The 24,420-nt window shown below is 31.3% G+C and carries 26 protein-coding genes and 3 pseudogenes; 23 read left to right on the forward strand and 6 right to left on the reverse strand.

Going from position 1 to position 24,420, the window contains the following annotated elements:
- The 4 genes and pseudogenes from AJN64_RS03140 to argS all read left to right on the forward strand — a co-directional run.
- Positions 1–858, forward strand: a pseudogene (locus AJN64_RS03140) (highly acidic protein); the annotation flags it as partial.
- Positions 859–860: 2 nt separating this feature from the next.
- Complete coding sequence (gmk, locus tag AJN64_RS03145) at positions 861–1,478, forward strand: guanylate kinase (protein ID WP_070292660.1); 618 nt, start codon at positions 861–863, stop codon at positions 1,476–1,478.
- Between the two features lies 1 nt (position 1,479).
- Entirely contained in the window at positions 1,480–1,719 is a 240-nt protein-coding gene (locus AJN64_RS03150) for a twin-arginine translocase TatA/TatE family subunit (protein ID WP_070283691.1), read from the forward strand.
- An 11-nt stretch (positions 1,720–1,730) separates the two neighbouring features.
- The gene (gene argS / locus AJN64_RS03155) at positions 1,731–3,323 is read left to right on the forward strand and encodes an arginine--tRNA ligase (protein WP_070292661.1); all 1,593 of its coding nucleotides are present in this window, start codon (positions 1,731–1,733) and stop codon (positions 3,321–3,323) included.
- 17 nt (positions 3,324–3,340) lie between these two features.
- Here argS and AJN64_RS03160 read toward each other — a convergent pair whose 3' ends face one another.
- Together AJN64_RS03160 and AJN64_RS03165 are read right to left on the reverse strand one after the other, a co-directional pair.
- Positions 3,341–3,649, reverse strand: a complete 309-nt coding sequence (locus tag AJN64_RS03160; RefSeq protein WP_070247783.1) for a DMT family transporter — start codon at positions 3,647–3,649, stop codon at positions 3,341–3,343.
- Entirely contained in the window at positions 3,649–3,990 is a 342-nt protein-coding gene (locus AJN64_RS03165) for a DMT family transporter (RefSeq protein WP_002777281.1), read from the reverse strand. The genes AJN64_RS03160 and AJN64_RS03165 overlap by 1 nt, the downstream gene beginning before the upstream one ends.
- Positions 3,991–4,096: 106 nt before the next feature.
- On the opposite strand from AJN64_RS03165, the gene AJN64_RS03170 reads away from it, so the two are divergent.
- The 12 genes and pseudogenes from AJN64_RS03170 to AJN64_RS09730 all read left to right on the forward strand — a co-directional run bounded on the left by AJN64_RS03170 (position 4,097) and on the right by AJN64_RS09730 (position 13,354).
- A complete protein-coding gene (locus AJN64_RS03170) occupies positions 4,097–4,804 on the forward strand; it encodes a YebC/PmpR family DNA-binding transcriptional regulator (RefSeq protein WP_002787769.1) in 708 nt (235 codons plus the stop codon).
- 10 nt (positions 4,805–4,814) lie between these two features.
- Positions 4,815–5,288, forward strand: coding sequence for a peptidylprolyl isomerase (locus tag AJN64_RS03175; RefSeq protein ID WP_044780073.1), 474 nt, complete (start codon positions 4,815–4,817; stop codon positions 5,286–5,288).
- Positions 5,289–5,433: 145 nt separating this feature from the next.
- Positions 5,434–6,882, forward strand: coding sequence for a DUF3373 family protein (locus AJN64_RS03180; RefSeq protein WP_070247787.1), 1,449 nt, complete (start codon positions 5,434–5,436; stop codon positions 6,880–6,882).
- A 10-nt stretch (positions 6,883–6,892) separates the two neighbouring features.
- Positions 6,893–7,120 (forward strand): hypothetical protein, encoded by a 228-nt coding sequence (locus AJN64_RS03185; RefSeq protein WP_002894642.1) that lies wholly within the window; start codon positions 6,893–6,895, stop codon positions 7,118–7,120.
- An 81-nt stretch (positions 7,121–7,201) separates the two neighbouring features.
- Positions 7,202–7,801 (forward strand): DedA family protein, encoded by a 600-nt coding sequence (locus tag AJN64_RS03190; RefSeq protein WP_070292662.1) that lies wholly within the window; start codon positions 7,202–7,204, stop codon positions 7,799–7,801.
- 81 nt (positions 7,802–7,882) lie between these two features.
- Positions 7,883–8,659: a threonine/serine exporter family protein gene (locus tag AJN64_RS03195; protein ID WP_002870478.1), complete on the forward strand. Its 777-nt coding sequence runs from the start codon at positions 7,883–7,885 to the stop codon at positions 8,657–8,659.
- Complete coding sequence (locus AJN64_RS03200; protein WP_070292663.1) at positions 8,656–9,150, forward strand: threonine/serine exporter family protein; 495 nt, start codon at positions 8,656–8,658, stop codon at positions 9,148–9,150. The genes AJN64_RS03195 and AJN64_RS03200 overlap by 4 nt, the downstream gene beginning before the upstream one ends.
- Before the next feature lie 71 nt (positions 9,151–9,221).
- On the forward strand, positions 9,222–9,485 hold the full coding sequence (locus AJN64_RS03205) for a zf-TFIIB domain-containing protein (RefSeq protein ID WP_002861877.1): 264 nt from the start codon (positions 9,222–9,224) through the stop codon (positions 9,483–9,485).
- Between the two features lie 74 nt (positions 9,486–9,559).
- Positions 9,560–10,510 carry a CDF family cation-efflux transporter CzcD gene (czcD, locus tag AJN64_RS03210; RefSeq protein WP_070292664.1) on the forward strand — a complete coding sequence of 317 codons (951 nt, stop codon included), beginning with the start codon at positions 9,560–9,562 and terminating at the stop codon, positions 10,508–10,510.
- Positions 10,500–10,694: a heavy-metal-associated domain-containing protein gene (locus tag AJN64_RS03215; protein WP_070292665.1), complete on the forward strand. Its 195-nt coding sequence runs from the start codon at positions 10,500–10,502 to the stop codon at positions 10,692–10,694. Before czcD ends, AJN64_RS03215 begins: the two co-directional genes overlap by 11 nt.
- Positions 10,694–12,793, forward strand: a complete 2,100-nt coding sequence (gene copA, locus AJN64_RS03220; RefSeq protein WP_070292666.1) for a copper-translocating P-type ATPase CopA — start codon at positions 10,694–10,696, stop codon at positions 12,791–12,793. The genes AJN64_RS03215 and copA overlap by 1 nt, the downstream gene beginning before the upstream one ends.
- A gap of 96 nt (positions 12,794–12,889) precedes the next feature.
- A pseudogene (locus AJN64_RS09730) lies at positions 12,890–13,354 on the forward strand (DUF2165 family protein).
- Here the strand turns inward: AJN64_RS09730 and AJN64_RS03230 are convergent.
- Positions 13,351–14,877, reverse strand: a complete 1,527-nt coding sequence (locus AJN64_RS03230; RefSeq protein ID WP_070292667.1) for a DNA polymerase III subunit gamma/tau — start codon at positions 14,875–14,877, stop codon at positions 13,351–13,353. The pseudogene AJN64_RS09730 and the gene AJN64_RS03230 sit on opposite strands and share 4 nt — an antisense overlap.
- 3 nt (positions 14,878–14,880) lie before the next feature.
- A complete protein-coding gene (rho, locus tag AJN64_RS03235) occupies positions 14,881–16,179 on the reverse strand; it encodes a transcription termination factor Rho (RefSeq protein WP_057042622.1) in 1,299 nt (432 codons plus the stop codon).
- A 108-nt stretch (positions 16,180–16,287) separates the two neighbouring features.
- On the opposite strand from rho, the gene AJN64_RS03240 reads away from it, so the two are divergent.
- Positions 16,288–18,645: a heavy metal translocating P-type ATPase gene (locus AJN64_RS03240; RefSeq protein ID WP_083271910.1), complete on the forward strand. Its 2,358-nt coding sequence runs from the start codon at positions 16,288–16,290 to the stop codon at positions 18,643–18,645.
- Complete coding sequence (gene ccoS / locus AJN64_RS03245; protein ID WP_002852798.1) at positions 18,642–18,848, forward strand: cbb3-type cytochrome oxidase assembly protein CcoS; 207 nt, start codon at positions 18,642–18,644, stop codon at positions 18,846–18,848. The genes AJN64_RS03240 and ccoS overlap by 4 nt, the downstream gene beginning before the upstream one ends.
- 22 nt (positions 18,849–18,870) lie before the next feature.
- Here the strand turns inward: ccoS and AJN64_RS03250 are convergent, their stop codons facing one another.
- Positions 18,871–19,173 (reverse strand): c-type cytochrome, encoded by a 303-nt coding sequence (locus tag AJN64_RS03250; protein WP_002852762.1) that lies wholly within the window; start codon positions 19,171–19,173, stop codon positions 18,871–18,873.
- 80 nt (positions 19,174–19,253) lie between these two features.
- Here AJN64_RS03250 and gmhB point away from each other — a divergent pair.
- The 5 genes and pseudogenes from gmhB to AJN64_RS03275 all read left to right on the forward strand — a co-directional run bounded on the left by gmhB (position 19,254) and on the right by AJN64_RS03275 (position 23,462).
- Positions 19,254–19,815, forward strand: a pseudogene (gene gmhB, locus AJN64_RS03255) (D-glycero-alpha-D-manno-heptose-1,7-bisphosphate 7-phosphatase).
- Positions 19,816–20,769: an ADP-glyceromanno-heptose 6-epimerase gene (gene rfaD / locus AJN64_RS03260; RefSeq protein ID WP_070210284.1), complete on the forward strand. Its 954-nt coding sequence runs from the start codon at positions 19,816–19,818 to the stop codon at positions 20,767–20,769.
- Positions 20,762–22,147 carry a D-glycero-beta-D-manno-heptose-7-phosphate kinase gene (gene rfaE1, locus AJN64_RS03265; protein ID WP_070210283.1) on the forward strand — a complete coding sequence of 462 codons (1,386 nt, stop codon included), beginning with the start codon at positions 20,762–20,764 and terminating at the stop codon, positions 22,145–22,147. The genes rfaD and rfaE1 overlap by 8 nt, the downstream gene beginning before the upstream one ends.
- Entirely contained in the window at positions 22,144–22,704 is a 561-nt protein-coding gene (gene gmhA, locus AJN64_RS03270) for a D-sedoheptulose 7-phosphate isomerase (RefSeq protein ID WP_070210282.1), read from the forward strand. Before rfaE1 ends, gmhA begins: the two co-directional genes overlap by 4 nt.
- The gene (locus AJN64_RS03275; protein WP_070210281.1) at positions 22,704–23,462 is read left to right on the forward strand and encodes a glycosyltransferase family 25 protein; all 759 of its coding nucleotides are present in this window, start codon (positions 22,704–22,706) and stop codon (positions 23,460–23,462) included. The genes gmhA and AJN64_RS03275 overlap by 1 nt, the downstream gene beginning before the upstream one ends.
- Here AJN64_RS03275 and waaF read toward each other — a convergent pair.
- Complete coding sequence (gene waaF / locus AJN64_RS03280) at positions 23,452–24,402, reverse strand: lipopolysaccharide heptosyltransferase II (RefSeq protein WP_070292669.1); 951 nt, start codon at positions 24,400–24,402, stop codon at positions 23,452–23,454. The two genes, AJN64_RS03275 and waaF, sit on opposite strands and share 11 nt — an antisense overlap.
- Between the last annotated feature and the right edge of the window lie 18 nt (positions 24,403–24,420).

The following is a 24,420-nucleotide window of genomic DNA, read 5'->3' on the forward strand; positions in this document are numbered from 1 at the left end:
CAAGATGATAATGCAAACGAAACTTTAGAAACTCAAAATTTAGAAGATGAAAATTTAGAACAAGAAACAACTAAAGAACAGAATCAAGAAGACATTCAAACTGATTTAGATTTAACTTTGGAAGATGGCGGAAGCGAAAAAGAAGACTTAAGCCAAGAACATACAGCTTTGGATACTGAGCCTAGTTTAGATGAACTAGATGATAAAAATGATGAAGATTTAGAAGATAACAAAGAATTACAAGCTAATATAAGCGACTTTGATGATCTTCCTGTGGTTGAAGAGCAAGAAAAAGAAATGGATTTTGATGATATTCCTGAGGATGCTGAATTTTTAGGTCAAGCAAAAGATAATGAAGAATCAGAGGAAAATTTAGAGGAGTTTGCTCCTGTTGTGGAAGAAGATGTTCAAGATGAAATGGATGATTTTATTTCAAATTTAAGCACTCAAGATCAAATCAAAGAAGAACTAGCTCAACTTGATGAGCTTGATTATGGTATTGATAGTGATAATAGTAGCAAGGTTTTAGAAGATTTTAAAGATGAGCCAATTTTAGACGATACAGAATTAGGAACAAATGAAGAGGAAGTGGTTGTGCCAAATTTAAATATAAGTGATTTTGATGCATTGAAAGAAAGTGATATACAAGAAGCTCTTGGAGAGGAAATTGTAGAAAAAAATGAAGAGCCTATAGTAAGTAATGCAACTAAAGATGATAATAGTGAAGAGATAGTTAATGAGCTTAGCCAAAGTATAGTAGGAGCGATCACTTCAAGTATTAAGGATGATACCTTAAAAGCTGCTCTTAAGGGTATGAATATGAATATAAATATAAACATTAGTTTTAAAGAGGATTAAAATTGCAAGGTTTTATTTTGTTGATTTCAGGTCCTAGTGGAGCTGGAAAATCAACTCTTTTAAAAAAACTTTTTGATGAATTTGAAGATGAGCTTTATTTTTCTATTTCTTCAACAACTCGCAAACCAAGAGAGGGTGAAAAAAATGGAATACATTATCATTTCATATCCCATGAAGAATTTCAAAAAGGTATAGATGGTGATCATTTTTTAGAATGGGCTAAGGTGCATGAAAATTTTTATGGCACTTCTTTAAAGCACACTCAAAATGCTTTAGATAATGGAAAAATAGTTGTTTTTGATATTGATGTGCAAGGATTTAAAATAGCCAGACAAAAAATGGCTGATAAGATTGTTTCTGTTTTTATTACTACAAAAAATAAAGATGAGTTAAAAAAAAGACTTATTAAGCGAAATACTGATACAATAATACAACTAGAAAAAAGATTACAAAACGCTAGTGATGAAATGAAAGAGCTTAGCGAGTATGATTATCTTATCATTAATGATGAGCTAAAGCAAAGCTATGAAGCATTGCGAGCGATTTTAATTGCCCATAAATTTAGAACCAAAGGGCAGAATCTAGGACAAATTCAAAATATTTGGAATGAAGGAGAATAAAATGGGTGGTTGGTCAAGTCCAAGTCATTGGTTGATTATTTTATTGATTGTTGTATTGCTTTTTGGAGCAAAAAAAATTCCAGAACTTGCAAAGGGTTTAGGCAAAGGTATTAAAACTTTTAAAGATGAAATGAATAATGATGATGAAGTAGCAAAAAATACTCAAAAAATAGAAGAAAACAAAAACACAACTAATAATACAAGCGCTGATGCAAGTATAGACGAAACAAAAAAAGCTTAAGGTTTAGTCTTTTGAAAAGTATTATTTTTAATGAAATTAAAAAGATTTTAGAGTGTGATTTTACACTTGAAAATCCAAAGGATAAAAATTTAGCACATTTTGCTACCCCTTTGGCTTTTTCACTGGCTAAGGAATTAAAAAAATCTCCTATGTTGATCGCTAGCGACTTAGCGAGCAAATTTCAAAATCATGATTGTTTTGAATCGGTTGAAGCTGTAAATGGGTATTTAAATTTTAGAATTTCCAAAACTTTTTTAAATGAACTTGCAAATCAGGCTTTAGCAAATCCAAATGATTTTTCTAAAGGAGAAAAAAAACAAGAAAGTTTTTTGCTTGAATATGTGAGTGCAAATCCTACTGGACCTTTACATATAGGACATGCAAGAGGCGCTGTTTTTGGAGACACCTTAACAAGACTTGCAAGACATTTGGGTTATAAATTTGATACAGAATACTATGTCAATGATGCGGGTAATCAAATTTATTTACTAGGGCTTTCTATTTTACTAAGTGTGAAAGAAAATATACTTCATGAAAATGTTGAATATCCAGAGCAATATTACAAAGGCGAGTATATAGCAGATTTGGCAAAAGAAGCTTTTGAAAAATTTGGTAAAGAATTTTTTAGTGAAGAAAATATCCCTAGTTTAGCTGATTGGGCAAAAGATAAAATGCTTGTTTTGATTAAACAAAATTTAGAACAAGCAAAGATTAAAATTGACAGCTATGTAAGCGAGAGATCGTATTATGACGCTTTAAATGCAACTTTAGAATCTTTGAAAGAGCATAAAGGAATTTACGAGCAAGAAGGTAAAATTTGGCTTGCTTCTTCGCAAAAAGGCGATGAAAAAGATAGGGTAATTATCCGTGAAGATGGACGCGGGACTTATTTGGCAGCAGATATTGTTTATCATAAGGATAAAATGAGTCGTGGTTATGGCAAGTGTATTAATATCTGGGGAGCAGATCATCATGGTTATATCCCTAGAATGAAAGCTGCGATGGAGTTTTTGGGATTTGACTCTAATAATCTTGAGATTATTTTAGCACAAATGGTTTCCTTGCTTAAAGATGGAGAGCCTTATAAAATGAGTAAAAGAGCAGGAAATTTTATCTTGATGAGCGATGTGATTGATGAAATAGGAAGTGATGCTTTGCGTTATATCTTTTTGAGTAAAAAATGCGATACTCATTTGGAATTTGATATTAGTGATTTGCAAAAAGAAGATAGCTCTAATCCTGTATATTATATCAACTACGCACACGCTAGAATTCATCAAGTGTTTGCTAAAGCTGGTAAAAAAATCGATGATGTAATGGGAGCTGATTTACAAAGTTTAAATCAAGATGGTGTAAATTTACTTTTTGAAGCTTTGAATTTAAAAGCTATTTTAAACGATGCTTTTGAGGCTAGAGCTTTGCAAAAAATTCCTGATTATCTTAAAAATTTGGCTGCAAATTTTCATAAATTCTACAATGAAAATAAAGTTGTAGGCTCTGCAAATGAAAATGATTTGCTTAAATTATTTTCTTTAGTTGCTCTTAGTATTAAAACCGCATTTTCTTTAATGGGTATTGAAGCGAAAAACAAAATGGAACATTAAAACAGCATTTTGCTGTTTTAATAATTTAGTAAAAATACTGCTATTATTACGATAATGATGCCTAAAATTCCTATTTTGTTTAATTTTTCTTTATATAAAATCCATCCACCAAGACAAGTTCCTATGATGCCTATAGCACCCCAAGTTGAGTAAGCTATGCTTAAAGGAACGTATTTTAAAGAAAAAGAAAGTAGAAAAAAAGCAAGTATAGCATTGACAATCGCAGCCAAGCCCCAAATTTTATGCTTAAAACCATCTGATTTTTTTAGCAATAAATTTGCTACGATATCTAAGAATGCTGATAAAACAATGATAAAAATATACATTATTCTTTAACCTCGCCTATATTAATCATGATAATTCCAACGATAGAAAGAACAATGCCTAGAATTTGAGTTAAGGTTAAACTCTCTTTAAAAACTATAAAAGAAACTAAAAGTATAAGAATAATCCCTAAAAGTTCCCATACAGCATAGGCTATGCCTACTTGAATTTTTTTAATCGCCTTGCCCATAAAAAAATAAGAAAAAGCTATAAATAAAGCCATAAATATATAGCCTAAAATTTGATTTTCCATTTTTAAAAAACTAGTACCTAAAACTTCAAATACAATAGCAGCAATCAAGAAAAACCAAGCAACAAAAAGTTCTTTTTTTGCGATATTCAAAAAACTTCTCCTAAAATAAATGGTAAAATCATACCATTTAAAGCTTTAATTAGCCTTTTTAGTTTATACTTTTAAGTTTGAAAATCTTTAAAGAAAGTGAGAATTTATGGGACGAGCATTTGAATACCGAAGAGCTTCTAAAGAGGCTAGATGGGATAAAATGAGCAAGCTTTTTCCTAAGCTTGCTAAAGCCATACAAGTAGCTGCTAAAGAAGGTGGCACTGATCCTGATATGAATCCAAAATTAAGAAGTGCTATAGCTACAGCAAAAGCAAATAATATGCCAAAAGATAATATAGATGCGGCTATTAAGCGTGCGAGTGGAAAAGATAGCGCAGATATTAAAAACATTCATTATGAAGGAAAAGCTGCACATGGAGCTTTGGTTATAGTTGAATGTATGAGTGATAACCCTACACGCACCGTGGCTAATGTAAAAGCTATTTTTAGCAAGAATGGTGGAGAAGTTTTACAAAATGGATCTTTAGGCTTTATGTTTACAAGAAAAGCGGTTTTTCATCTTGAAAAATTTGCAGGGGATTTAGAAGAATTAGAACTTGATTTGATCGATGCAGGGCTTGAAGAATTAGAACAAAATGAAGAAGAGTTAGTAATTAGCGGTGATTATACTGCTTTTGGCGAGCTAAGCTCTGCTATAGAAACTAAGGGTTTAGTTCTTAAAAAAGCAGGACTTGAGTATATACCAAACAATCCTGTAAGCTTTAGCGAAGAACAGCTTAGTGATATAGAAAAACTTTTAGATAAGTTAGAAGATGATGATGATGTTCAAGCTGTTTATACAAATATAGATTAAGGAGAAAAATATGATAAAAACAATTGACACAAGCAAAGTAAATGAATACAAATTTGCTCTTATAGAAACTGAAAAAGGTACAATGAAGCTAAAACTTTTTGGTGATGAGGCTCCACAAACGGTTTGTAATTTTGCTACTTTGGCTAATGAAGGATTTTATAAAGATTTAAATTTTCATCGTGTGATCCCAAATTTTGTCATACAAGGGGGTTGTCCACACGGCAATGGTATAGGTGGGCCTGGATATGAAATCATTTGTGAATGTGATGATCAAGAACATAAACATGAGCGTGGAACCTTATCTATGGCACACGCAGGACGCGATACGGGTGGATCCCAATTTTTCATTTGTCACAGCCCTCAAGCTCATTTAGATGGGGTTCATACTGTTTTTGGGCAAATTGATCCAAAAGATGAAGAAAGTTTGGAAGTTTTAGACTCTATACGCCAAGGAGATAAAATTTTAGATATAAAAATTTTGTAATTAAATTTAAATCTTATAATGTAAAGCTAGTCATAAAATTTGACTAGCTAAAAATAATTAACACATAATTTTTTTTAAAGCTTTTTTTTCTATAATTATAATTTTATTTCAGTGAAATGTAACAAAATTACAAGGAGTTATGATTATGAAAACTAAGTTTTCACTTATTTTAAGTGCTTGTCTTCTTTCATCTTCACTTTTTGCTAAAAATACAGATGATGAAATAACCAAGCTTCAAAAACAGCTTGCACAAATTCAAGCTGAACTTGCACAAATCAGAAAAGAAAGGGAAGCTCAAGCTAAGCAAAATGAAGCTGTAAAAGCTGAACTTGCCGATCTTAATGATAGAGCTGATGAAACAGAATTTCAAGCTGCTTTAAGCAAAGTTAAATTTGGACTTGAGTTTTCAACAGCGGTTTCAAATACAAACTATAAAGTTGGCGGACAAGATTATAGCGCCAATAACAAATGGATGAATGAGCTTCATTTAAATATGAATGCTGATATTAATGATAAAACCAAATTCTATGGTCGTTTATCTATGGCTAAAAACTGGTCTCAAATGGGTTGGAGTGGCACTCCTTACGACTTAGATGCAGGAAGAAATACAAGAACAAGTGGGCCTGTACTTTATGTAGATAGAGCTTATCTTGACTACTATATCACGCCTGAGTGGATTGCAACTATAGGAAGACAGCCAGGAACCGATGGTCCAGGAAGTAATCTTAGAAACAATGCTTTAAGACAATCCACTTATCCAGCCTTGGCAATCAACGCTCTAGGTGATGCAGCGGTGATCACTTATAAACCTGAAAGTTTGCAAGATCATAAGGTAGCTATCCGTGCAGCTTATGGTAAAACTTATCAATGGGATGAAGAAGGCAAGGTAAGAGACTGGATGAGCGATCAAAAAGATGCTGATGCAAATCTTTACTATGCTGCAGTAGAAGGAGAGCTTCCTATAGAAGGCATGGGAGATAATTTAATATTATTTAATATTGCATATTTAAGCGATTTTGCTTTGCCGCTTAACAATGGTCCAATTGCTTTACCTGGTGGTGTCGGTACTACTACTATTCTTGATGATGATGGTGTGGTAAATTTAGGAGATTTAACTATAGCAAATCTTCATTTTGAAAATTACAAAGCTTTTGGAACGAATTTTAATTATTTTCTATCTTTGGGTTATTCTCACGGGAATAACAATCAATTAAGTTCGCCACTAAGCGTAATTCTTCAAAGCCAAGGTTATGGCGATGGCAAGTTTAATGAAGAAGATGGCTATGCGGTACATGTAGGTGGACGCTATGATTTTACCAAGGCTTTAAAAGTAGGATATGAGTTCTTCTGGGGAAGTAGATACTGGTATACTATGAGCCGTCCAAGTATCAATGATCCGCTTAATATAAGAATGACAAGAGGAACGGCTCACGATGTTTATGTGATTTATCAACTTGATAGATATCAATTCTTACGCTTAAGCTATACCAATATCCAAAATAAATGGGGCAATCGTGGCTTACCATTTGGTGGAGCGAAAAAAGATAAAGCAAGAGCTGATAATATCATGTTAATGTATAATGTAAAATTCTAAGGAGCAAAAGATGAGAAAAATACTTTTTGCAAGTTTATTACCTATCATTGCTTTGGCTGATTGTGCAAGTTTGATGGCAAAATACGAAGCTCCAGAGCCAGAGTCAAAAACAATGAAACAAGTTGAACGCTGGATTAATAAAAAAGTTAGCGATCCAGCTGATGCTGCTATTTTAAAAGAGTGTATGATCGCTCGTGCAGCGGACAATCCAAATCAAGTTTCAGTTGCAGGTAAATAAAAAAAGCGGTATAAAACCGCTTTTTACTGTTTAATCTTTTAAGCTACAATTTTTTAAAATTTTTCTTCAAATAAGGCTAATATGCAAGAAATCATTTCTTTTATTGTTGAGACGGCTAGTGCTTGGGGGTATTTGGGTATTATTATCTTAATGACCTTAGAGAGTTGTTTTATACCTTTTCCAAGTGAAGTTGTTATGATACCTGCTGGATATTTGGCACATAAAGGCGAACTTGATATTACTCTTTGTATACTTAGTGGGACTTTAGGTTCTGTTTTAGGGGCTTTGATTAATTACTATATTTGCTTTTTTTGGGGTAAAAATTTTGTATTAAAATGGGGCAGGTATTTTGGTATAAATGAAGCCAAATTTGCTAAATTTGAAGAATTTTTTAACACGCACGGGGAATTTTCAACCTTTACTTGTCGTCTTTTACCAGGGATTCGTCAGTACATCTCTATGCCCGCAGGTTTGGTAAAAATGAAACTTGTAAATTTTATACTTTTTACTGCACTTGGTAGTGCTATTTGGGTGGCTATACTTGTATTTTTGGGTTATTATATAGGACAAAATGAAGAGTTGATTAAAACTTATTTAACTCAAATTTTAATCATTATAATTGTTTTTGTGATTTTAGCAAGTTTAATTTATATCAAAATCAAAAAGCCTTTTAATAAATGATTTAAATTATAAATATTTTTTTCTTTATTATTTTCAAATTTGCTATAATTGTAATAAATTCAAGTTAAAGATGATCAAAATATGGAAAAACCTGATATACAAAGATTAACTAATTTTTTAATCGTATATACTAAAACTTTGCTAGGTGCTGGAACTTATACAGCTAGGGTGGCAAAATGTGTAGGAAGAATAGCTGAGGTTTATGGCTATGAGATAAATATCAATTTCTTTTTTCATCATATTACTTTAAATGTTGTAGATATGGATGATAACTCCATTCAAAGAACTTATGTTATACCCAATCATCATGCCCATGTTAATTTTAAGCTCATTTTTGATTTAAGTGCTTTAAGCTGGGCTATATATGATCATAAATACGATCTTGAAAAAGCACAAGTTGTTTTTGAGAAAATTTCTCAACAAAAAAAGCATTCTTATTTGCTTAATCTTTTATTTGTTTCTATGGCAAATTCGGCTTTTTGTAGGCTTTTTGGCGGTGATTTTGGCGCTGGAAATTTGGTGTTTTTTGCAACTTTCGTGGGATTGTTGTTAAGATATATTTTAACTAAAGCAAAGATTGATTTAAGAATTCAATACATTCTTTGTTCTTTTATCTCATCGTGGTTTGTATTTTTTGGACTGGATATGGGATATACCAATACTTCTGATGTGGCTTTGGGTTCTAGTATTTTATATCTTATACCAGGGGTATTTTTTATAAATTCTGTGATTGATATATTAAAAGATCATATTTTAATGGGGCTTAGTCGTATTATCAGCGTGGCTATTTTGATTTGTTGTATAGCACTTGGAATTTACATGACGCTTAGTATTTCGGATTTTGGGATTTTAAGATGATTGAATTTATTTTAAGAGATATGTTTTTTGCTGCTGTGGCGGGATTTGGCTTTGCTTATGCTTGCAATCCACCTTTAAAAACCCTTATTTTATCTGCTATTTTAGCAGCAATTGCGCATGGGCTTCGTTTTACTTTGGTGGAATATTTTCATTTTCAAACTTTAGCAATTGCAACTTTTGTTGCCTCATTTTGCATAGGATGTTTAGGAATTGTTCTAGCAAAAATCATCAAAACCCCTGCTGAAATTATCGCTTTTCCTGCTCTTATTCCTATGATACCTGGAATTTATGCTTATAAAGCTATTTTGTATCTTATTTCTTTTATACGCAGTGATGATTTGAAGGCTAAGTCTGAATTTTTGGTTCAATTTTTTGATTATTTTTTTACAACTGTTTCTGTGACTTTGGCTCTAGCTATAGGAGTGAGTGTTACTTTGCTTATATTTTTTGAACAAAGTTTTATGATGACTAGATATGCAAAAAAACATTAAAACTTGTTGTAAAATTGTTTAATATTTCTTTTTATAATTTTAAATCAAAAATTTAAAAAAGGTGGTATTGTATGTTATGTCCAGTTTGCAATGTGGATTTGGTTATGAGCGATAGGAGTGGAGTTGAGATTGATTATTGTCCAAAATGTCGTGGCGTTTGGCTTGATCGTGGAGAACTTGACAAAATCATAGAACGCAGTGTCCCTAATGCAGCAAATTTTAACCAAGTTTCAAGACAAGAGTCAAGATATAATAACTCAGCTTATCATCAGCACAATGATTACTATAAAAAGAAAAGGAAAGAAAGTTGGCTAGGCGAACTTTTTGACTTTTAATTTTTATAAGAATAACAAATATTTATATTCTTTTTAACTTAATATCTTAAAATGTCAAGCAAAAAGGATATAAAATGTATAAATTTTTATCACATGAGCCTTTAGCTAACAAATCTTGTAATCATAATCACGAAGAACATTCTCATGAACATCATCATTCCCATGCTGATGCAAGGAGTATGGATAAAAAGATTTTAAAAATTTCTCTTTTAATGACTTTTTCTATGATGCTTGTGCAATTTATTTATTCAATCCTTTCAAATTCTTTGGCACTTTTAAGCGATACTTTGCATATGTTTTCTGATGTTTTTGCCTTAGCTCTTAGTTTTTTAGCCATTATAGCTGTAGAAAAATGGCAAGATCATCAAAAGACCTTTGGGTATTTTCGTCTTGAAGTTTTGGTGGCTTTTATCAATGCTTTAACCATTATTTTATCGGCTTTATTTATCATTTATGAGGCTATAGAAAAATTTATTAATCCAAAAGAAATTGACGCTAAAACCATGATAATTGTAGCTATTTTGGGCTTTTTGGTAAATGGGGTTAATGCTTTGATGATGTTTAAGGGTGCAAATTTAGAAAATGTCAATATGAAATCTGCTTTTTTACATATGATGAGTGATTTATTGGGTTCTTTAGCGGTTATTATAGGTGGGATCGCGGTGTATTTTAGTGGTATTGTTTATATAGATACGATTTTAGCTATTGTATTATCAATCTTGCTTTTAAGATGGGCAATTATCTTGCTTAAACAAAGCGCTAATGTCTTGCTTGAAAGTTCTCCTGTAGATATAGAAAAAGTAAGACAAGTTTTGCTTTTAAATCCTAGTGTGGATGAGGTAGTGGATTTGCATATTACTCAAATTACCAATAAAATGTTAGTAGCTTCTATGCATTTAAAAGTGAAAGTTTGCGATCTAAAGGAATTTGAAAAACTATCTCAGGATTTATCCCATAAATTACTACATGAATTTGAAATCGGGCACATTACTATACAACCTATAAGGAGTGAAAATGAAATTTAAAGTAAAAAATGTTAATTGTATGAATTGTGTAAATTTGATCAAAAATTCTCTTGAAGATGAATTTGGAAATATAGAAGTGGATTTGGAGCAAAAAATTTTAAGTTTAAATTTAGAAGAAAATCAAGTATCAAATTTTACAAAAGAATTTCAAGATTTAGGTTTTGAAATCATAGAGTGTTTATAATGGAAGAATTGCGTATAAAAATAGGTAAAATGACTTGCGTTAATTGTTCTAACGCTATAGAAAGGGCTTGTAAAAAAATTGATGGTGTTAAAGATGCTAGTGTTTCTTATGTGAATTCTAGCGGAGTTTTTTTACTTGAAGATCAAGAAAAACGCAAAGATATCATCGCAAAAATTAAAAATTTAGGCTTTGAAATTTTAGAAGATGAACAAAGCTTGAACGCATACAAGGCAAAAAAACACTTAGAATTAAGAAAAAATTTGCTTTTAAGTATAGTTTTGAGTGTGATTATTATGTATTTTGAAATGTTTGTTAAAACTTCTTTTTCGCAAAATATCCAAATGGCTTTGAGTTTTTTTGGGATATTTTATTGTGGGAGAGATTTTTTTTCTCATGCTTTTTTAGGACTTAAAAGTAAAAATTTAGATATGAATACCCTTGTAGCTTTGGGGACTTTGAGTGCTTTTGTGTATTCTTTTTTGGTGTATTTGCAAATTTTCAAAGAAGAAGATTTGTATTTTAGTGGTGCAATGATGATTATTTCTTTTGTGCTTTTAGGAAAATATCTTGAAGGTAAGGCTAAATTTAAAGCACAAGATTATCAAAGAATTTTGGAAAATATAGATACAAAAAAGACAAAAATTTTGCTTGAAGATGAAAGTATTAACGAAATTCCAAGTTCTTTTGTCAAAAGTGGTGATGTGCTTTTGGTAAAAGAAGGAGAAAGCATTGTTGCAGATGGAGTAGTGCTTTTAGGGAGCGCAGAGCTTGATATGAGTTTTTTAAATGGGGAGTTTTTACCTGTTTTAAAAAAAGAAGGCGATGAAGTTCAAGCAGGAGCAGTAGTTTTAAATGGCGCTTTAAAGATCAAAGCAAACAAAAAGGCTATGGATAGTACTTTAGAACAAATCAAAAATCTAGTTTTTGAAGCAGGAAATATCAAAAGTCCTTTGGCAAATTTAGCAGATCAAATTTCTAAATACTTTGTAGGAGGTATAATATTTTTTGCTTTTTTAGTTTTTGTTTTTTGGGCGGTAAAAGCGGATTTAAATACAGCTTTTTTACACGCTTGTGCTGTGCTTTTGATCTCTTGTCCTTGTGCTTTAGGGCTTGCAACACCTATAGCTTTGGTTGTGGCAAGTGCAAATGCGGCAAAAAATTTCATTCTTATTAAAAATCCTGCTGCTTTAGAAAAATTAGCCTTAGTTAAGTACGCTTTTTTTGATAAAACAGGTACATTAACAAAGGAAAATTTGAGTATTTTTAAACACAATCTTTCTAAAGATGATTTTGATAAATTATGCCAAATTGAAAGTTTAAGCTCTCATCCTATAGCTAAGGCTTTGCATAAAGATCAAATTTTTGATTTAAAGGGCGAGGGAAGAGTGATTGTGGGTTCTGGTATAAAATACAAAGAAGATAATGATATTTATCTTGTAGGTAGTGCGGAGTTTTTGCACGAAAATGAAATTGACACAAAAGAAAGTGATACCTTTTTTGATTCTTTTAAAGAACATGTTAGGGTGTATTTTGCTAAGAATAAAAAGTGTTTAGGCGGTGTTTTGTTAAGCAATGCTTTAAAAGACGGGGCTAAAGAGCTTGTGTTAAATTTAAAAGGGCAAAATCTTAAAACTTTTATTTTAAGCGGTGATCATATAAAAAATGTAGAAAAAATAGCCAAAGAATTACAAATAGACGAATTTCATGCTCAACTTAAGAGTAAAGAAAAACTGCAAATCATTCAAAAATTTAAAAAAACTCTTTTTGTAGGAGATGGGATCAATGATGCGGCGGCTTTATCTGCTGCAAGCGTGAGTATGAGTTTTTCAAAAGCAAATGAACTTGCAAAAAAAACAGGGGATTTTATCTTGATAAAAGATGATTTATCAGCGATTTTTAAATGTTTTAAACTTGCTAAAAAAACACGCAGTATTATCAAGCTAAATCTTTTTTGGGCTTTTATTTATAATGTACTTTGCATTCCTATCGCAGCAGGATTTGTACCTTTTATCACTTTAAGTCCTCATATAGCAGCACTTGCAATGTGTTTTAGTTCTGTTGCTGTGGTACTTAATTCTTTAAGGCTTAAAAGAATTTAAAAATTTAATTTTTATTAATAATATATTATTAAAATGGTATAAATGTAATAAAAATGTTTTTGCATAAGTAAAATGATTTGATTTTCAAAAATTATTATTTTGCTTACCGTTGCATCGTTAGCAGGTATAGTGGTTTTTAGAAATGTGACAGATTATAATTCTAATTTCCAATTTGTTTCGCATGTGATGAGTGCGGATATAAAGTCTGATTATTTAGGTAATGCTATAGTTTATGGGGTTATTACTTCTCCTGTGATTCATCATATAGGCTATATAAATAATTATTCTTTTTGAAATTTTTATTACCTTAACAGCCCTAAAAGGTGCTTATGATATGTTTAAAGCTAGAAATTTAGATGCTCAAAGCTTTCTTAACGTTAAGATTTTTGGGATTATTTCCTTAACTTGTTGTTGTATTTATGGTTTGCCTTTCAAGTAGTTGCTGCAGAATGGTTTGAAATGTGGATGAGTAATGTTTGGAATGGTTTGCCTGGTGCTACAAGATTGGTAACTTATATGTTTTTAGCTTTGATTTTCATTTCTCTTAAAAATGATGATTAATTTTCTATACTAGGCTCCCCAAAACAATCTTTAAGAGCCTCTTTAAGATCTTCTTGTGGGTCAAATTTTTTAGCTCCTTCTTTAAGCATATTAATAGAACTTTGAATATTGTTTTTATTTTCACTGTTTGGTAATTCTTGAGTTAAGGATTGAAGTTTATTTTCATCAATTGTTAGTGCTTTTTGCACATTAATTTTTGCATTTTCTCCAAATTTAGCTTTAAAAAGTTTTTGTATGAGTTTAAAACCTTTATTGAGCGTATCGCGATTTTTTCCTTGTGCGTTTGAGCTTATATTTAAAGTATTATTTTCAAAACTAATAAATTTTGTGCTTTGTTTAAAGCATTCTGCAAGATCAAAATCCCTATCATAAATACTATCAAGCAAGATTTCATAAGCATTTTTTTCTATTTTTTTCTCAAGATTAGGCATGATAGGAGAAGGTGTGATCTTAGGTGTAGTATTTGTTATATTTTCTTGTTTGATTTCTTGGATTTGTGCGTCAATTTCTTTTAAATGACTTGCTTCCATCATCATAAAAGCCATAACACAAAGCGTAAAGCCATCATCATCGCAAAGCATATTTTTAGCTTTTGATAAAATACGGAAAAATCTTTCATAAATTAAAGTAGAAAATTCTGTACTTTTTGCAAAAAAACTTTCTTTTAAATAAAAAAGCATTTCATCAATCACGCTTGAAGCTTCATAGTCTTGCAATTCTTCTAAATATGCAAAAACTTTTTCTTTGTCTTTTGTTAAAATAGCTTGATAAAAGGCTTTGATTTTTTGAGGATCTAAAAAGCCTAGCATATCTGTAATTTTACTAATGCTGATTTCATTTTGACAAAAAATAATAGCTTGATCAAGTAAGGTTAAAGTATCTCTTAAAGATCCATTGCCGCTTCTTGCTATGAATTTTAAAGCTTCTTCTTCAAATTTAACATTTTCTTTAAGTAAAATTTCTTTAAGATGATTTAAAATTTCACTTTGTGGAATTTGTTTAAAGCGAAAATGTTGCGTTCTTGAAAGTACAGTAGCTGGGAGTTTTAAAGGATCTGTTGTTGCAAGTATAAATTTAACATAACTTGGTGGTTCTTCTAAGGTTTTTAAAAGTGCATTTGCAGCTTGCGGGGTAAGCATATGTACTTCATCGATGATGAAAATTTTAAATCTTGCCATAGAAGGGGTGTATTTGGTTTGCTCGATTAAGGTTTGTATGTCTTCAAGTCCACGGTTGCTTGCAGCATCCATTTCTATAATGTCTATATGTTTGCCTTCAAGTGCTGCAAGACAGTGCTTGCAAGTGCCACATGGAGTATCACTTGGTCCTTGTTCGCAAACTAAAGCACGAGAAAAAATTCTAGCACTTGAGGTTTTTCCGCTTCCTCTAAGTCCTGAAAAAAGATAAGCATGAGCTAAGCGATTATGATTTAGAGCGTATTTTAAACTTACGCTAACTGTTTTTTGTCCTATGAGTTCATCAAAGGTTTTTGGTCTGTATTTAATCGCTAGAGCTTGAAGCATTTTCTACTCGTTCATTATAGATAAAAGTTCTACATTGTCTTTGGTTTTAAGCATTTTAGAATATAAAAATTTCAATGCCTCAACATCATCCATTTGAGAAATCGCCGAACGGATCGCCCAAATTTTTTGAAGATTTGCTACGCCTTGGAGTAATTCTTCTTTTCTTGTTCCTGATTTGATGATATTAATCGCAGGATAAATTCTTCTATCGGCGATATTTCTATCAAGAACTATTTCGCTATTTCCTGTGCCTTTAAATTCTTCAAAAATCACATCATCCATTCTTGAACCTGTGTCAATTAAAGCTGTAGCAACTATGGTTAAAGAGCCTCCATTTTCTATATTTCTAGCTGCACCAAAAAAGCGTTTTGGTTTGTGCAAAGCATTAGCATCTACCCCACCGCTTAGGACTTTTCCACTGCTTGGAGTTGCGGTGTTATAAGCACGTGCCAGTCTTGTGATACTATCAAGTAAGATGATAACATCTTTTCCTGTTTCTACCATTCTTTTGGCTTTTTCTATCACGAGTTCAGCTACACGCACATGATTATAAGCAGGTAAATCAAAAGTAGAACTAAAAACTTCGCCTTTTACACATCTTTGCATATCGGTAACTTCTTCAGGTCTTTCATCGACTAAAAGCACGATTAAATGCATTTCTGGGTGGTTTTTTGCAATGGCAGCAGCAAGTTCTTTCATAAGCTCTGTTTTACCTGTGCGTGGTGGAGCAACGATGAGTCCGCGTTGTCCTTTCCCTATAGGAGTAAAAAGATCCAAAACACGACCTGTAAGCTTCATTGCATCGTATTCGAGTTTGATTTTTTCTGTTGGAAAAATAGGGGTTAAGTTATCAAACAAAGGTCTTTCTTTGGCTTCTTGTAAAGGCAGATAATTGATCGCTTCGATTTTTAAAAGAGCGTAGTATTTTTCCTGATCTTTTGGCTCTCTTACCTGTCCTGTAACGATATCGCCTACACGCAGAGCAAATTTTCTAATTTGTGAATTTGAAACATAAGCGTCATTAACACTATCGCTAAGATTGGAGTCCATGCCTCTTAAAAAGCCATAACCTTCAGAAGAAATTTCTAAAATTCCTGTAAAAAGTATGAAACCACCTTTTTTTGTTTGTGCTTTTAAAATTTCAAAAATAAGTTCTTGGCGGCGAAATTCTCTTGGGTTTTCGATTTCACATTCATTGGCGATTTTAACTAGATTTTCTAGATCTAATAATTTTAATTCTTCGATTTTATAACCTTCCACTGGAACGTGGGTTCTTTGATGTTGTTTTTTTTCTTTTTCCATAAGTCCTCGTAAGATTTAGCAGAATATTTTTTGTAAAATGTGATTTTAGTAAAAAAGTACACTTTTTGTCAAATTTGTTTATAATTATAAAAAATATTTTTTTAAAGAATGATTATGAAATGTGAACATTGTAGACTTGATTATAAACAAGCTCAAATGATAGAGTATAAGGGTAATTTTTTTTGTTGCAAGGGTTGTGAGAGCGTTTGGGAAATTTTGCATGAAAGTGGATTAGATGAGTTTTATGAAAAGCTTGGAAATCAAACTTTAAGTCCTGTAAATTTTCAAAATGAAATGAAAAATTATGATGAGTTTATTACTAAAACCAAAGAAGGATTTAGTGAAATTTATCTCATGATACACGGTATAGAATGTGCAGCTTGTGTGTGGCTTAATGAGAAAATTTTAACCAAGCAAGAAGGAATTTTAGAACTTGATATCAATCATTTAAGCCATAAAGCACGCATTGTTTTTGATGAACAAAGTATTTCTTTGGTGCAAATTTTAAGACTTATTGAAAGCATAGGTTATAAAGCGAGTGCTTATGATGCGAGCAAGGTTTCAAAAAAAGCGGATTTACTAAAAAGAGAATTTTATTCTAAGCTTGTTGTGGCTATAGCTTGCGTGATGAATATCATGTGGATAGCAGTGGCAAAATACGCAGGATTTTTTAGCGGTATGGATAAGGATACTAAGGATATTTTAAATTTTGCTGAATTTATCCTTTGCTCTCCTGTGCTTTTTTATACGGGATCTCATTTTTATAAAAGCGCTTTTAAAACTTTAAAAATGCATAGTTTAAATATGGATGTATTGGTGATTAGCGGAGCGAGTTTGGCTTATGTTTATTCTTTATGGGCTATGTTTTTTAGGGTAGGGGAGGTGTATTTTGACTCTGTGGCGATGATAGTTTGCTTTGTGTTTATAGGTAAATATCTTGAGATGTTTAGTAAAAAGCGCGCTTTAGATACTATAGATGGGCTTAATGATTTTTTGCAAAATGAAGTTTTGGTTTTTGATGGTAAAGAATTTGTTCCTAAAGAAGTCCAAAAGGTTTGTTTAGGAGATAGAGTTTTACTTAAAACTGGAGATAAAATTTTAATCGATGGGATCTGTAAAAGTGGCGAAATGAGCGTGGATACTTCTTCTTTAAATGGAGAAAATGCCCCAAAACTCATACAAAAAGAAGATGAAATTTTTTCAGCTTGTATAGTGCTTGATGGAAGTGTGGAGTATGAAGCAACAAAGCTTTACAAAGATTCAAAACTCAGTCAAATTATCCAGCTTTTAGAACTTGCAAGTTCTAAAAAAGCAAAACTTGAAAGTTTGGTCAATAGTCTTTCGGCTTATTTTTCTAGAACGGTTTTATTGATCGCTTTTGTTTGTTTTGCTTTTTGGTTTTTTTATAAGGAAGAGAGTTTTGAAATTTCTTTAGTCAATGCGATTGCAGTTTTGATTATCGCTTGTCCTTGTGCCTTGGCTTTAGCAACGCCCGTGAGCAATCTTGTGGCCTTAGGTAGGGCTTTAAAAAAGCATATTTTATTTAAAAGTTCTAGCGTGATAGAAGATTTAAGTAAATGTGATTGTGTAGTGTTTGATAAAACAGGTATTTTAACTAAAATAGAGCTTGAACTTAAAGAGGTTTTTTTAGATAAAGCGCTTGATTTAAATGAGCTTTATAATTTTGTAAAACTTTCTAAACATCCTATCTCTCAAAATATTGCGTCGTATTTAAGGCAAAAAGGAGCTAAGGATTTAAATTTGGATTTTAAAAAGCATTCGAGTATTCAAGCTAAAGGTTTAAGTGCTGAGTTAAATGAAGGGTTGCTTTTAGGCGGAAGTTCTAAATTTTTGCAAGAAAAGGGTATTGTAACTAAAGAATTTGATAATACACATTTTATTTTTGCTAAGGAAGGTAAAATTTTAGCTTTTTTTGAGTTTGATAGTGTTTTAAGAGAAGGTGCAAAAGAGCTTATCACTTATCTTAAAAAAGAAAAAAAAGAATTAATGATACTTAGTGGCGATCATCAAAAAGCAGTGGCAAAAATCGCTAAAAAGTTAGAAATTCAAAATTATCAAGCTTCTTGTTTGCCAGAAGATAAGATGAAAACTATAGAAAAATTAAGTAAAAATTACAAAGTTTTATTTGTAGGTGATGGGGTAAATGATGCACTAGCTTTAAAATATGCAAGTGTTTCGATGACTTTAAGAGAAGGAAGTGATCTAGCTATAGAAAGTAGTGATGTTTTGCTTTTGAAAAATGACTTGCTTTCTTTAAAAAAAGCCATCAAATTATCTAATAATACCTTTAAAATTATCAAGCAAAATCTTGCTTTTTCTTTGTTTTATAATGCTTGTACCATACCTTTGGCTTTTTTGGGCATGATCAATCCTTTGTTTGCTGCTATTTCTATGTCTTTTAGTAGTATAATAGTTATTTTAAATGCTTTAAGGATTAAAGAATGAATAGTATAATCATGATGATGATAGGGGTTTCTATCTTAGCGTTTTTTATCATTTTGGCAACTTTGCTTTGGGGGATTAAAAATAAACAATTTGATGATGATTATAAATTTACTACTTTAAACGATGATGAGGATTCTTTGCGTGATGCCATAGAATTAGAAAGGCGTAAAAAAGAAGCTTTGGATAAAAAAAGGCTTTCTTAAAAAGGAAAGCCTTTTTTAGAAATTATTTTAAAGTTTCAATATGGGCTTCAATAGCTTTAAAATCTTCTTCAGTTAAACCTTTAAGGTTAAGTTTCATGATCGCACCTTGACCATAAGCATTTCTTTTGCCTTCTGAATATTCTTTCATGTATTGAAGTCTTTCAGCAGAAGAAAGAGTTTTTAAAGCTGGAACTTTGTTTAAGTAAACTTTGTCAGCATTTGCACCATGACATACTGCACATTTTTTAAAAAGTGTAGCACCATCTGCAGCAAAAGCAGAAACACCAAGACATGCCAAAGCAGAAACTACTAATAATTTTTTCATTTGTTTTCTCCTTAGTAAAAATTAGATTGCTAGGTATTATATATCTTTATTTTTATAAAAATCTTAAGAAATTAAAGATAATGTTTATTTTCTTTTTAAAAAAGCTATATTATAATGTTTTTTATGAAAACAAAAGCATTATTTTTAGATAGAGATGGTGTGATTAATATAGATAAAAAATATGTTTATAAAATAGAAGATTTTGAATTTTGTGATGGAATTTTTGAGCTTTGTAGATATTTTTTAGCTAGAAATTATTTGCTTTTTATAGCGACAAATCAATCAGGCATTGCAAGAGGATATTACAAGGAAAGTGATTTTTTTAAGCTTTGCGATTATATGCTTAAAGAATTTGCCAAACAAGATATAAAAATTGATAAAATTTATCATTGTCCACATTTAGAAGGTTGTGAGTGTCGCAAACCTAAAGCAGGAATGCTTTTAAAAGCAGAAGATGAGTTTGATTTGGATATGAAAAATTCTATCTTTATCGGAGATAACCTAAGCGATATGCAAGCAGGATTAAATGCTGATATTGGCACTTTGATTTTAGTAAATGAAGAAAAAAAAGAAGGCGATTTTTTTAGACAATTTAAAAATTTAAAAGAAATTTTGAGCTTTTTTAAAGAAAAGGACATTTAAATGAGAATAGCAATCACAGGTGGCGCAGGATTTATAGGTTCGCAACTGGCTTTAAATTTGCAAGAAAAACATGAAATTTTAATCATCGATAAAATGCGTAGTAGTGCGACTTTTGAAAATGGAAATTTGCAAAGTTTTGGGCATTTTAAAAATTTACTTGAATTTGATGGAGAGCTTTTTGCAGGTGATATTAATGATGAAAAAGTTTTAAAAAAGATTGAAGATTTTAAGCCAGAGATTATTTTTCATCAAGCAGCAATTTCAGACACTACGGTTTTTGATCAAACTAAGGTTTTACAAACCAATTTAAATACTTTTAAAGATTTTATAGAACTTAGCATAGATCTTAATGCAAAGCTTATTTATGCAAGTTCAGCTTCGGTTTATGGTGATGCAAAAAGTCCACAAACTGTAGGTAAAGATGAAGAACCAAAAAATCCTTATGCTTTTTCAAAATTGATGATGGATAAGCTAGCGAAAAAATACTACGATAAAGCCCATTTAGTAGGACTTAGATATTTTAATGTTTATGGAAAAGGCGAATTTTATAAAAACAAAACCGCTTCTATGGTTTTACAATTTGGCCATCAAATTTTAGCAGGAAAAAATCCACGCTTGTTTGAAAGAAGTGATCAAATTTATAGAGATTTTACTTATATTAAAGATGTTATTAATGCCAATTTAATCGCTCTTGACTCAAAATGTGGAGTTTATAATGTAGGTAGTGGTAAAGCAAGGACTTTTCAAGATATAGTTGATATTTTGCAAAAAGAGTTAAAGACTGATTTGCCTTGTGAATATATCCCAAATCCTTATGTAAAATCTTATCAATTCCATACTGAAGCAAAGCTAGATCAAACTTGGGATTATCAGCCAAAATTCACTTTAGAAGAGGGGATAAAAGATTATTTAGGCGAGATAAAAAGACTTTTCGAAAAGGAAGTAAATGCTTGAGTTTTTAAGCCAGCAAAAACCTAAAATTTTAATTATAGGAGATTTTATGGTGGATAATTACACCTGGTGTGATTGTTCGCGTATCAGCCCTGAAGCCCCTGTTTTAGTAGCTAAAACTCTTAAAGAAGATAAAAGATTAGGCGGGGCTGCGAATGTTTATGCAAATTTAAAAAGCTTGGGAGCTGATGTTTTTGCACTTGGTGTTGTGGGCGATGATGAGAGTGGGAAATTTTTACAAGAAAATTTAAAAGGAGAATTTTTGATCCAAAAAGGACGCAAAACCCCTTTTAAAAATCGCATTATAGCACACAATCAGCAGGTTTTAAGACTAGATGAAGAAGACATAAGTGCAATTTTGCTTGAAGATGAACTTATAGCTTTGTTTGATGAAAAGATTAAAGATTTTAAAGCTGTGGTTTTAAGTGACTATGCTAAGGGTATTTTAACGCCTAAGGTTTGTAAAGCTTTGATAGAAAAAGCAAATGTTTTAAATATCCCTGTTTTAGTTGATCCTAAAGGTAGTGATTTTAGTAAATATAGCGGCGCAACCCTACTCACGCCTAATAAAAAAGAAGCTTTAGAAGCTTTGAAATTTGAAAATTTAGAGGGTGAAAATTTAGAAAAAGGCATCAAAAAATTAAAAGAAGATTTTGCTTTGCATTATTCTATCATCACTCTTTCAGAAGCAGGAATTGCACTTTTTGATGAGGGTTTAAAAATCGCACCTGCTAAAGCCTTGGAAGTTTATGATGTAACAGGGGCAGGCGATAGTGTGATTGCTATTTTGGCTTTTTGTTTGGCAAATGGGATTGAAATTTTTAAAGCTTGTGAACTTGCTAATGAAGCTGCAGCTGTTGTAGTGAGCAAAATAGGTAGCGTGAGTGTGAGTTTTGATGAGATTAAGAGTTTTAATCGTGTGGATTTTGAGAAAAAAATTAAAAGCAAAGAAGAACTTTTAACACTTTTAAAACAAAATGATAAAAAGATCGTTTTTACAAATGGTTGTTTTGATATCGTGCATTTTGGACATATAAAATACCTTGAGAAAGCTAAAAGATTGGGTGATGTTTTGATTGTAGGTTTAAACTCAGATGCGAGTGTGAAAAGACTCAAAGGCGAGAGTCGTCCTGTAAATTCAGAGTTTCAAAGAGCTTGTATGTTGGCAGCTTTTTATTTTGTAGATTTTGTAGTGATTTTTGATGAAGATACCCCTTTGGAACTTATAAGCTTTTTAAAACCCGATATTTTGGTTAAAGGAGCTGATTATAAAGATAAGCTTGTTGTGGGTACGGATATTGTTTCAAGAGTTAAATTAATCGACTTTGAAGAAGGATTTAGCACAAGTAAGATCATAGAAAAGATTAAGGATAAAAAATGATAAATTTAGTAGAAAAAGAATGGCAAGAACATCAAAAAATCGTTCAAGAAAGTGAAATTTTAAAAGGACAAATCGCTAAAATAGGTGAGCTTTTATGTGAATGTCTTAAAAAAGGTGGCAAGATTTTGATTTGTGGAAATGGTGGAAGTGCAGCTGATGCACAGCATTTTGCAGCTGAACTCAGTGGGCGTTATAAAAAAGAACGCAAGGCTTTAGCAGGTATAGCACTTACAACCGATACTTCAGCACTTAGTGCTATAGGAAATGACTATGGTTTTGAGTTTGTTTTTTCAAGACAAGTGGAAGCTTTAGGAAATGAAAATGATATTTTAATCGGTATTTCAACGAGTGGAAAAAGCCCTAATGTTTTAGAAGCTTTTAAAAAAGCAAAAGAACTTAATATGCTTTGTTTAGGGCTTAGTGGAAAAGGTGGTGGAACGATGAATAAGCTTTGCGATCATAATCTTGTTGTGCCAAGCGATGATACGGCTAGAATTCAAGAAATGCACATTGTAATTATACACACACTTTGTCAGATCATCGATGAGAGTTTTTAATGAAAGTTTTTATCATCAATTTAGAGCGTTCTTTATATAGAAAAGAGTATATGCAAAAACAAATTCAAAAGCTTTTTGAAAAAAATCCTAGTTTAAAAAATAAATTAGAATTTATTTTCTTTAAAGCTATTGATGCTAAAAATAAAGAACATTTGGAATTTAAAGATCATTTTTCTTGGTGGGGTTCTTGGATTTTGGGTAGAGAGCTTTCTGATGGAGAAAAAGCTTGTTTTGCTAGTCATTATAAACTTTGGCAAGAATGTGTGAAGCTTGATGAGCCTATAATCATCCTAGAAGATGACGTGGAATTTAGTGATGAATTTTTAAATAATGGGACAGAATATATAGATGAGCTATTAAAGAGCAAATATGAATATATAAGACTTTGCTACTTATTTGATAAAAGATTGTATTTTTTGAGTGAGGGTGAATATTATTTAAGTTTTGAAAAACTTGCTGGAACTCAAGGCTATGTACTGCAAGTAAGTGCTGCAAAGAAATTTCTTAAATGCGCTAAAAATTGGATCTATGCTGTAGATGATTATATGGATATGTTTTATAAACATAATGTGTTAAATATAGTGAAAAAGCCTTTATTTCTTAAGCAAGCAAATTTTTCAAGTGTTATTGTAGAATATGGAAGAAAATTTTCAATAAAATTAATATTATATAAAAAAATTGCTAGAGAAATTTTTAGATTTTACTCAAATATTTTAGTTGTTATCTATTGTATATATAAAAAATCGATTAAAGCTTAAGTAAATTTCTAGCCTCTTCTATAACCCTTTGAGGCTTTAAATCTTTCATGCATTTGTGGTGTTTTAAAGGACAGGTTTTTTGCATACAAGGCATACAAGCTAGATCTAAATGCACTAATTTTGCGTTTTCGTTTTGCCAAGGTGAAGTTTGGGTAAATTTTGTGGGGCCAAAAATAGCTACGGTTTTTATCTTATAAACCGCACTTAGGTGCATAGGACCACTATCATTTGTGATAAAAAGATCGCAAAAAGCGATATTTTGACAAAGGGTTTTGATGGTGGTTTTATTGCAAAGATTTTTTACTTTTATGTTTTGTTCTTTTAAAATTTGATAAATTTCATTACAAAGTTCTTGTTCGGCTTTTCCTGCGCCAAAGATTAAAATTTCATGACTTTGGCTGAAATTTAAAGCCACTTTAGCAAAATAACTCGCATCCCATCTTTTTGCACTTCCAAAGCTTGCGCCAGGGTTGAGTCCTAGAATTTTTTTGCCATTTTTTAAGACAAGAGGGTTTTGAAATTTTAGTTTAAAGGGAAGTTTTAAGTCTTTAGAATGAGCTTTTATGCCAAGTGAGTTTTCTATAAAATAAAGGTATTTTAAAACTTGATGTTCCTCTTTGTGCTTGTTTTTGTCAAAAAAATATCTTTGCTTTGTTTTAAGAATATGTAAGATAATCTTAGAAGAAAACGCAGACCTAAAAGCAAAGCTAAAATCGATTTTGCCAAGTTCTTTGCGTAAAGATAGGGCTTGTTTATAGCGAGATTGTTTATTTTCTATGATGATTTTAGAATTAGGAAATTCTTTAAAAAGTGCTGTGGAAACCAAAGAGCCATAAAGGATAAATTGGGCATTTTTAAAATGTTCTTTTATAGCGTATAAAGCAGGTGAAGCCATCACTGCATCGCCTAGCCAAGTTGGAAGGTGTATAAAAATTTTCATAAATTTCCTAAACTTTGA

This window comes from Campylobacter sp. BCW_4332 (assembly GCF_001763175.1).
In the GTDB taxonomy this organism is placed as follows: domain Bacteria; phylum Campylobacterota; class Campylobacteria; order Campylobacterales; family Campylobacteraceae; genus Campylobacter_D; species Campylobacter_D jejuni.

What these genes read in the sequence shown, in the direction of transcription:
- AJN64_RS03150 (WP_070283691.1), top strand. Translation starts at nt 1,480, where the DNA reads ATGGGTGGTTGGTCAAGTCCAAGTCATTGGTTGATTATTTTATTGATT.
- AJN64_RS03160 (WP_070247783.1), bottom strand. Translation starts at nt 3,649, where the DNA reads ATGTATATTTTTATCATTGTTTTATCAGCATTCTTAGATATCGTAGCA.
- AJN64_RS03170 (WP_002787769.1), top strand. Translation starts at nt 4,097, where the DNA reads ATGGGACGAGCATTTGAATACCGAAGAGCTTCTAAAGAGGCTAGATGG.
- AJN64_RS03175 (WP_044780073.1), top strand. Translation starts at nt 4,815, where the DNA reads ATGATAAAAACAATTGACACAAGCAAAGTAAATGAATACAAATTTGCT.
- AJN64_RS03180 (WP_070247787.1), top strand. Translation starts at nt 5,434, where the DNA reads ATGAAAACTAAGTTTTCACTTATTTTAAGTGCTTGTCTTCTTTCATCT.
- AJN64_RS03185 (WP_002894642.1), top strand. Translation starts at nt 6,893, where the DNA reads ATGAGAAAAATACTTTTTGCAAGTTTATTACCTATCATTGCTTTGGCT.
- AJN64_RS03190 (WP_070292662.1), top strand. Translation starts at nt 7,202, where the DNA reads ATGCAAGAAATCATTTCTTTTATTGTTGAGACGGCTAGTGCTTGGGGG.
- AJN64_RS03195 (WP_002870478.1), top strand. Translation starts at nt 7,883, where the DNA reads ATGGAAAAACCTGATATACAAAGATTAACTAATTTTTTAATCGTATAT.
- AJN64_RS03200 (WP_070292663.1), top strand. Translation starts at nt 8,656, where the DNA reads ATGATTGAATTTATTTTAAGAGATATGTTTTTTGCTGCTGTGGCGGGA.
- AJN64_RS03205 (WP_002861877.1), top strand. Translation starts at nt 9,222, where the DNA reads ATGTTATGTCCAGTTTGCAATGTGGATTTGGTTATGAGCGATAGGAGT.
- czcD (WP_070292664.1), top strand. Translation starts at nt 9,560, where the DNA reads ATGTATAAATTTTTATCACATGAGCCTTTAGCTAACAAATCTTGTAAT.
- AJN64_RS03215 (WP_070292665.1), top strand. Translation starts at nt 10,500, where the DNA reads ATGAAATTTAAAGTAAAAAATGTTAATTGTATGAATTGTGTAAATTTG.
- copA (WP_070292666.1), top strand. Translation starts at nt 10,694, where the DNA reads ATGGAAGAATTGCGTATAAAAATAGGTAAAATGACTTGCGTTAATTGT.
- AJN64_RS03230 (WP_070292667.1), bottom strand. Translation starts at nt 14,877, where the DNA reads ATGCTTCAAGCTCTAGCGATTAAATACAGACCAAAAACCTTTGATGAA.
- rho (WP_057042622.1), bottom strand. Translation starts at nt 16,179, where the DNA reads ATGGAAAAAGAAAAAAAACAACATCAAAGAACCCACGTTCCAGTGGAA.
- AJN64_RS03240 (WP_083271910.1), top strand. Translation starts at nt 16,288, where the DNA reads ATGATTATGAAATGTGAACATTGTAGACTTGATTATAAACAAGCTCAA.
- ccoS (WP_002852798.1), top strand. Translation starts at nt 18,642, where the DNA reads ATGAATAGTATAATCATGATGATGATAGGGGTTTCTATCTTAGCGTTT.
- AJN64_RS03250 (WP_002852762.1), bottom strand. Translation starts at nt 19,173, where the DNA reads ATGAAAAAATTATTAGTAGTTTCTGCTTTGGCATGTCTTGGTGTTTCT.
- rfaD (WP_070210284.1), top strand. Translation starts at nt 19,816, where the DNA reads ATGAGAATAGCAATCACAGGTGGCGCAGGATTTATAGGTTCGCAACTG.
- rfaE1 (WP_070210283.1), top strand. Translation starts at nt 20,762, where the DNA reads ATGCTTGAGTTTTTAAGCCAGCAAAAACCTAAAATTTTAATTATAGGA.
- gmhA (WP_070210282.1), top strand. Translation starts at nt 22,144, where the DNA reads ATGATAAATTTAGTAGAAAAAGAATGGCAAGAACATCAAAAAATCGTT.
- AJN64_RS03275 (WP_070210281.1), top strand. Translation starts at nt 22,704, where the DNA reads ATGAAAGTTTTTATCATCAATTTAGAGCGTTCTTTATATAGAAAAGAG.
- waaF (WP_070292669.1), bottom strand. Translation starts at nt 24,402, where the DNA reads ATGAAAATTTTTATACACCTTCCAACTTGGCTAGGCGATGCAGTGATG.